Source organism: Campylobacter concisus (assembly GCF_902460675.1).
In the GTDB taxonomy this organism is placed as follows: Bacteria; Campylobacterota; Campylobacteria; order Campylobacterales; family Campylobacteraceae; genus Campylobacter_A; species Campylobacter_A concisus_AJ.
In genome coordinates, this window is sequence record NZ_CABPUQ010000001.1 from 692,682 (window position 1) to 698,681 (window position 6,000).

The following is a 6,000-nucleotide window of genomic DNA, read 5'->3' on the forward strand; positions in this document are numbered from 1 at the left end:
TATGTTATAATTCGACCAAATTTTTCAAAAAGGATAAGGAATGAAAAAAGTAGTTCTAGCAAGTGTTGCAGTTGCAACTTTATTGTTGAGCGGTTGTAGCTCTAAAAACCCTGAAGTTGATATGAATGCAAATTCAAATCAATCTGCAGATAACTCAGGTAGCATGAGTGATGCTGATAGATTAGCAGCTCTTATCGCTAACATCGAGAGCCAAGTTAAAAGTGTATACTTTGACTTTGATAAATTCAATATCAAAGCTGATCAACAAGGTGTTGTTAGCTCAAATGCATCAGTATTCAACCAAGCTGACGCTCAAGTTCTTTCTATAAAAGTAGAAGGTAACTGCGACGAGTGGGGTACAGATGAGTATAACTATGCTCTTGGTCTAAAACGTGCTAAAAGTGCTAAAGACGCTCTTGTAAGAAATGGCGTTAGCGCTGATAGAATCGCTGTAGTAAGCTTTGGCGAAAGCAACCCAGTTTGTACAGACAAAACAAAAGCTTGCGACGCTCAAAACAGACGTGCAGATTTCAAAGTACTTCCTTAATCTGTAAGTAATAATGAATAAAAAAATAATCATTGCGGCTCTTCTTGGAGCCGCTTTTTCTATAGGTTCAGCTCAAGAAGTTTCAGCATTTGACGCAGGTAATATGGATAGCGCAAATCCATATGGACTAACAGATGATGAAAAGGCAACTCTAAGCAACAAAAGAAGTGTTCAAAATATCGAAGAAAACATGGATAATGTTTCAGAACAACTTCAAGGTTTGCAAAGCTTAATTGAGAGCATGAGTGCTAGGATGAACAAGCTTGAGCAAAGAATGAACGATATTGAAACCAAAGTCAATGGTGGTATAAGCGATTCTGGTGTAAGTTTAACATCGCTAAAAGCTTACGTTGATGAGACTAGAGATATACAAGATAAAAACTATAAAAACATTACTGCTGCCTTAAATAAGTTAGGCGCGATAATGGATAAAAACGCTGCTCAACCAAAGCAAAATGCAAATCCAAAACAACAAAATAAGCCAACTTCAAATTTCAGTGGCAAAAGCGACAAGGACATTTTAGCTGATGGCATTAAGCTTTTAAATTCTGGTAATAGTACAGAAGCAGCTGAATATTTTGAATACTTAAATAAAAAAGGCTATAAAACTGGTGCTTCAAATTATTATCTAGGCGAAGTTGCTTATAGTCAAAAATCATACAGCACAGCCATACAATACTATAAAAAAAGTATACAAAGTGAAGATAAGGCTGACTACACTCCAAAACTTTTGTATCACACAGCTATAAGCTTTGATAAGATCGGTGATACTCAAAGCGCAAATAGATTTTATAAGGCTTTAAAAGTAGGCTATCCAGATAGCAAAGAAGCCAAAGCTGCTCCCAACAGAAACTAAAATTTACTCTTTTTTAGATATAATCTCGCATTAATCAAAACTAAATTCCAAGGAGATTATTGTGAGTAAAGATCAAGTTATAACTATGTTTTATGAGCTAAAAGACGCTAATACTGGCGAAATTTTAGAGTCAAATATGCAAGAAGGTGGTCAAATTTCTTTTATTACAGGACATGGCCACATTATAGAAAAGCTTGAAGAAGAAGTTAGCAAACTAAAATCAGGCGACAAAGCTACTATAAATATCAAAGCAGCTGAGGGTTGTGGCGAATACAATAAAGACGCCATCCAATCACTTCCAAAAGAGCAATTTGCCGGTATAGACCTACATGAAGGCATGGAGCTTTTTGGTCAAAATGAAGATGGCTCAAGTGTTCGCGTCATCGTTAAAGAGATCAAAGATGACGAAGTGACAGTTGATTTTAACCACCCATACGCTGGCAAAGACTTGCTATTTAATGTTGAAATTTTAGAAGTTAGAGACGCTACTGAAGATGAAAAAGCAACTGGCATGGTAGCAGGTGCTCACACTTGCGGTTGTGGCGGACATGATCATGATCACGAGCATGAGTGCTGCGGTGGTCACGGACATGGCGAAGGTGGTTGCGGTTGTGGCGGTCACGGACATCACCACCACTAAGAAGTCAAAATGAAAAAATTTGCTTTTATTTTTGCGGGTCAAGGCTCGCAAAGTGTTGGCATGGGGAAAGATTTTTATGAAAATTTCTCTTCGGCAAAACTTCTATTAAATGACGCTTGCAACGATACAGGCATTGATTTTGAAGAGCTTTTATTTACGCAAAATGACAAGCTAGATAAGACAGAATTTACTCAGCCTGCCATCGTTTTAAACTCGCTTATGAGCTATCTAGCTTTTAGTGAGCGCATAAAAGCCAAGCCAGAGTTTAGCCTAGGTCACTCGCTAGGAGAATTTACAGCCCTTGCGGTTAGTGGCGCCTTTAGCTTTGTTGAAGCGATTAGACTTGTAAATTTACGTGGTAAATTTATGCAAGAAGCTTGCGTTGGCAAAGATGCTGGCATGATGGTGGTGCTTGGACTTAGCGATGAAGTTGTTGAGGGGATTTGCAAAAACGCACAGAATGAGGGCTTGCAAATTTACGCTGCGAACTACAATTGCGATGGTCAGATAGTTGTAGCTGGCGTGAGGGCTGACCTTGCTAAATACGAAGCAAAATTTAAAGAAGCAGGCGCAAAAAGAGCGATGCTTTTAAATATGTCAGTAGCTAGCCACTGCCCGATACTTGAGCCTGCTAGTGTTAAACTAGCAAACGAGCTTGAGGGCGTTTTGGCTACGAATTTTGCCCCAGTCGTTTCAAACGTAAATGCAAAAATTTACACTGATAAAAACGAAGCGTTAGTGCTTTTAAAAGAGCAGCTAACGCATCCAGTTCGCTACAAGCAAAGCATCAAAAACTACGAAAACGAGGTTGATTGCTTTATCGAGCTAGGTGCTGCGACACTAAAAGGCATAAACAAAAAGATCACGGAAAAACCGACATACAGCGTCACTGACATGGCGAGCCTTGAAGAGGTTGTGAAGATTTTGGAGGAGAGATGATAGCGATACTTGGAGCGATGCAAGAGGAGATCACGCCGATCCTTGAGATGGTTGGCGAGTATAAAACTACCGAATATGCAAATAATAAATTTTACGAGGCAAACTACAAAGGCAACGACCTAGTCATCGCCTACTCGAAGATCGGCAAGGTAAATGCGGCGATAACTGCGACCTTGATGATAGAGAAATTTAAGGCTTCAAAGCTGCTTTTTACAGGCGTTGCGGGCTCGCTTGATGAGAGCTTAAAGATAGGCGATATGCTATATGCCACTAGCCTTGTGCAACACGACCTTGACATCACGGCGTTTGGTCATCCATACGGCTTTGTGCCAGGGACAAGCATCTTTGTAAAAAGCGATGAGGCACTAAATGAGCTAGCTAAAAATGTCGCTAGCAAAAAGGGCATGAGTCTAAATTCAGGTATCATAGCAACTGGCGATCAGTTCATCTGCGACAACGAGAAAAAAGAGTGGATCAAAAAGATATTTAACGCGAGTGCTACCGAGATGGAGGGTGCGAGCGTTGCACTAGTTTGTGAAACGCTTGGCGTGCCATTTTTCATCCTTAGAGCCATCAGCGACGGAGCTGGCAATGAGGCTGAATTTGACTTTGATAAATTCTTACAAGACTCAGCAAACGTCAGCGCTAAATTTATCCTAGAAATGGTGGAGAGCTTATGATAGAGCTTAGCAAAAGGCTGCTTAGGCAGGTTGGCCAAACAAACGCTAGATATAAGATGATAGAGGGCGGAGATAAGATATTGCTCGGTCTTAGCGGCGGCAAAGACAGCCTTGCACTCGCTCACGTGCTAAAGCACATCCAAAACGTCACACCTGAGAAATTTGAGTTTAAGGCGGTGACGCTAAGCTACGGCATGGGCGAAGACTATGCATATCTTACCAAACACTGCAACGAGCATGGCATAGAGCACGAGGTGATCGATAGCTCGATATTTGAGATATCAAAGGAGAAGATCCGCAAAAATTCTAGCTTTTGCAGCTTTTTCTCGCGTATGAGAAGGGGCTATCTCTACACCTATGCGCTAAAGCATGGCTTTAACAAGCTCGCGATCGCTCACCACTTGGACGATGCAGCAGAGAGCTTTTTTATGAATTTCACCTACAATGGCGCGCTAAGGACGCTTGCTCCAAAATACAAAGCAAAAAACGGCATCGTTGTGATCAGACCATTTATCTTTGTGCGTGAGAGACAGCTTCGCGAAAATGCGATTAAAAATGAGCTAAGAGTTGTTGGCGATGAGGCGTGTCCTGCGATGAGATTTGACGTGAAGATGCCACACGCTAGATATGAGACCAAGCAGCTTCTAGCAAATTTAGAAAAAGAAAATCCAAAGCTTTTTACATCGCTTAAAGCAGCATTTGAAAACATCCACACAGATACATTTTTTGGTATCAACGAAGGCAGTGAAGAGTAAATTTAACTCTTCATTTTTGCCATTAATGCTAAATTTAAAACCAAATTTCTTACAACCACCCAAAAGCCACAACTCATTTTAAAGCAGGAACGCTCCTTGCTTACTAAATATAAATTTGATAAGCAAGGATGAAAAATGAGCATTTTTAGTGTTAGCACGCAAAAGTATAGCTCAGTAGCGACTGAAGCAAAAGCAAGGAAACTTCAAAAAGAGCAGTCTGAAAGTGTCAAATTTCAAAACGCTCTTGCAAATAATGAAAAAACAAAAGACATTGCACAAAATTTACAAAGACTTGAGCTTACAAAAGATACACAGCAAAGCATTTATAGCGTGAAATTTAAAGATAAAAACGAGCTAGCTTATTAAAGCGACAATGCTGGCTTTATGGATGCTAGCTTTAATAAAGCAGCCAGCTTGCCACAGGACTTTAAGCTTCACAAAAGCACGTTGAAAGAGTTTCTAAACTTCGTAACAAAGCAAAATAACATAAATAGCGTCCTTTACAGCAACGCAAGCGGCAAGCTTTTTGACAATGACGTCTTTGAAAATATCGACATTGCAGACACGATAGGTCAGTATTACGCTATCTTTTCTCAAGTAATGGGTAAGAGTTTAAACAAAGATAGTTTTACAGATAGCGACCTAGCAAGCCTGCCAAAAGGCTACATCTCACAAGGGATGAAAGGCATTGATTTTAACGCAGATTTGAGCGATAGATCAAATATTGACTTTTTAAATAGTCGCAAAAACGAGGTCGTGACAAACATCTTTAGTAGCGAAGATGAAATGAAGCTCGCATCAAATTTAAGCGAAGATCTATCAAAACTAGGCATAAAAACGAACCTCAAAAAGCTAAATTTTGCAAATTTAGAGCAGAAAAACACTGGTGGCTTTAGCCCAGACCTCTCTTACTATAAAACGGAGTTTGGTTACAAAAAAGAGGCTTTGTTTATTAGCTTTTTAAAGTCAGAAAGTCCTGCGATCCTAGAGGGCGGAGAGACTGCGCTAAAGCCTGAAGTCTTGCTAAACAACGCTTTCATCGCTGCCGAGACGAAGGATCATAGAAATAAAAGCTTAAGCGATGTGGCTACTCTTAAAAAGCTGGCAGAAGATAGAGAAAATTTTAAAAATTTGGTGCTTGAGCTACTAAAAAACAGCACCGTAAAGCCAAGCGAAGATAATATAAATTTAGCTTTTAACGAGCTAAATCAAATTTATGCTTTAGGCAGACAAAAGTAGTTTAGGCATCTCTTAAGATCGGCATTTGCTCTAGCCAAAGTAGCTAAATTTACTAGGTAAATCTTTTCACAAAAAAGACGATATCTTTGGTATGAAGCTAAAAGGATATTAGATGATAAACGCACTTGGTAGCTACCCATTAAATTTAGAACAGAACATAAAGGTATCAACCAAAGTTGCCACCAAACAAACGAGCTCAGAGCTTTTAGGCTACAAGGTAGATAAGGATGGCTACTTTACAGATGAGTTTAATAAACAAGCTGGCATACCAAGTAATTATAAAATCCACTCAAGTACGCTGGAGTCGTTAGTAAGGATAGAGACGCAGTCTGACTATATGCAAA

At 39.6% G+C, this 6,000-nt stretch carries 8 protein-coding genes and 1 pseudogene; all 9 read left to right on the forward strand.

What is annotated here, in order from left to right; genetic code table 11:
- The first annotated feature begins 40 nt into the window (after window positions 1-40).
- Entirely contained in the window at window positions 41-547 is a 507-nt protein-coding gene (locus F3G88_RS03380) for an OmpA family protein (RefSeq protein ID WP_103573414.1), read from the forward strand.
- Window positions 548-560: 13 nt separating this feature from the next.
- On the forward strand, window positions 561-1,403 hold the full coding sequence (locus F3G88_RS03385; RefSeq protein ID WP_002939416.1) for a tetratricopeptide repeat protein: 843 nt from the start codon (window positions 561-563) through the stop codon (window positions 1,401-1,403).
- A gap of 55 nt (window positions 1,404-1,458) precedes the next feature.
- A complete protein-coding gene (locus F3G88_RS03390) occupies window positions 1,459-2,043 on the forward strand; it encodes an FKBP-type peptidyl-prolyl cis-trans isomerase (protein WP_223154902.1) in 585 nt (194 codons plus the stop codon).
- 9 nt (window positions 2,044-2,052) lie between these two features.
- A complete protein-coding gene (fabD, locus tag F3G88_RS03395) occupies window positions 2,053-2,982 on the forward strand; it encodes an ACP S-malonyltransferase (protein ID WP_107930722.1) in 930 nt (309 codons plus the stop codon).
- Window positions 2,979-3,662, forward strand: coding sequence for a 5'-methylthioadenosine/adenosylhomocysteine nucleosidase (locus tag F3G88_RS03400; RefSeq protein ID WP_149715353.1), 684 nt, complete (start codon window positions 2,979-2,981; stop codon window positions 3,660-3,662). Before fabD ends, F3G88_RS03400 begins: the two co-directional genes overlap by 4 nt.
- A complete protein-coding gene (locus tag F3G88_RS03405) occupies window positions 3,659-4,417 on the forward strand; it encodes a tRNA 2-thiocytidine biosynthesis TtcA family protein (RefSeq protein WP_002939418.1) in 759 nt (252 codons plus the stop codon). The genes F3G88_RS03400 and F3G88_RS03405 overlap by 4 nt, the downstream gene beginning before the upstream one ends.
- Window positions 4,418-4,552: 135 nt before the next feature.
- Window positions 4,553-4,783, forward strand: coding sequence for a hypothetical protein (locus tag F3G88_RS10215; protein ID WP_180995380.1), 231 nt, complete (start codon window positions 4,553-4,555; stop codon window positions 4,781-4,783).
- A gap of 15 nt (window positions 4,784-4,798) precedes the next feature.
- Window positions 4,799-5,656 (forward strand): annotated as a pseudogene (locus tag F3G88_RS03410) (Cj0814 family flagellar-dependent secreted protein); the annotation flags it as partial.
- Between the two features lie 112 nt (window positions 5,657-5,768).
- Window positions 5,769-6,000 (forward strand): Cj0814 family flagellar-dependent secreted protein (locus F3G88_RS03415; RefSeq protein ID WP_411160860.1); only part of this gene is annotated, 232 nt, incomplete at its 3' end.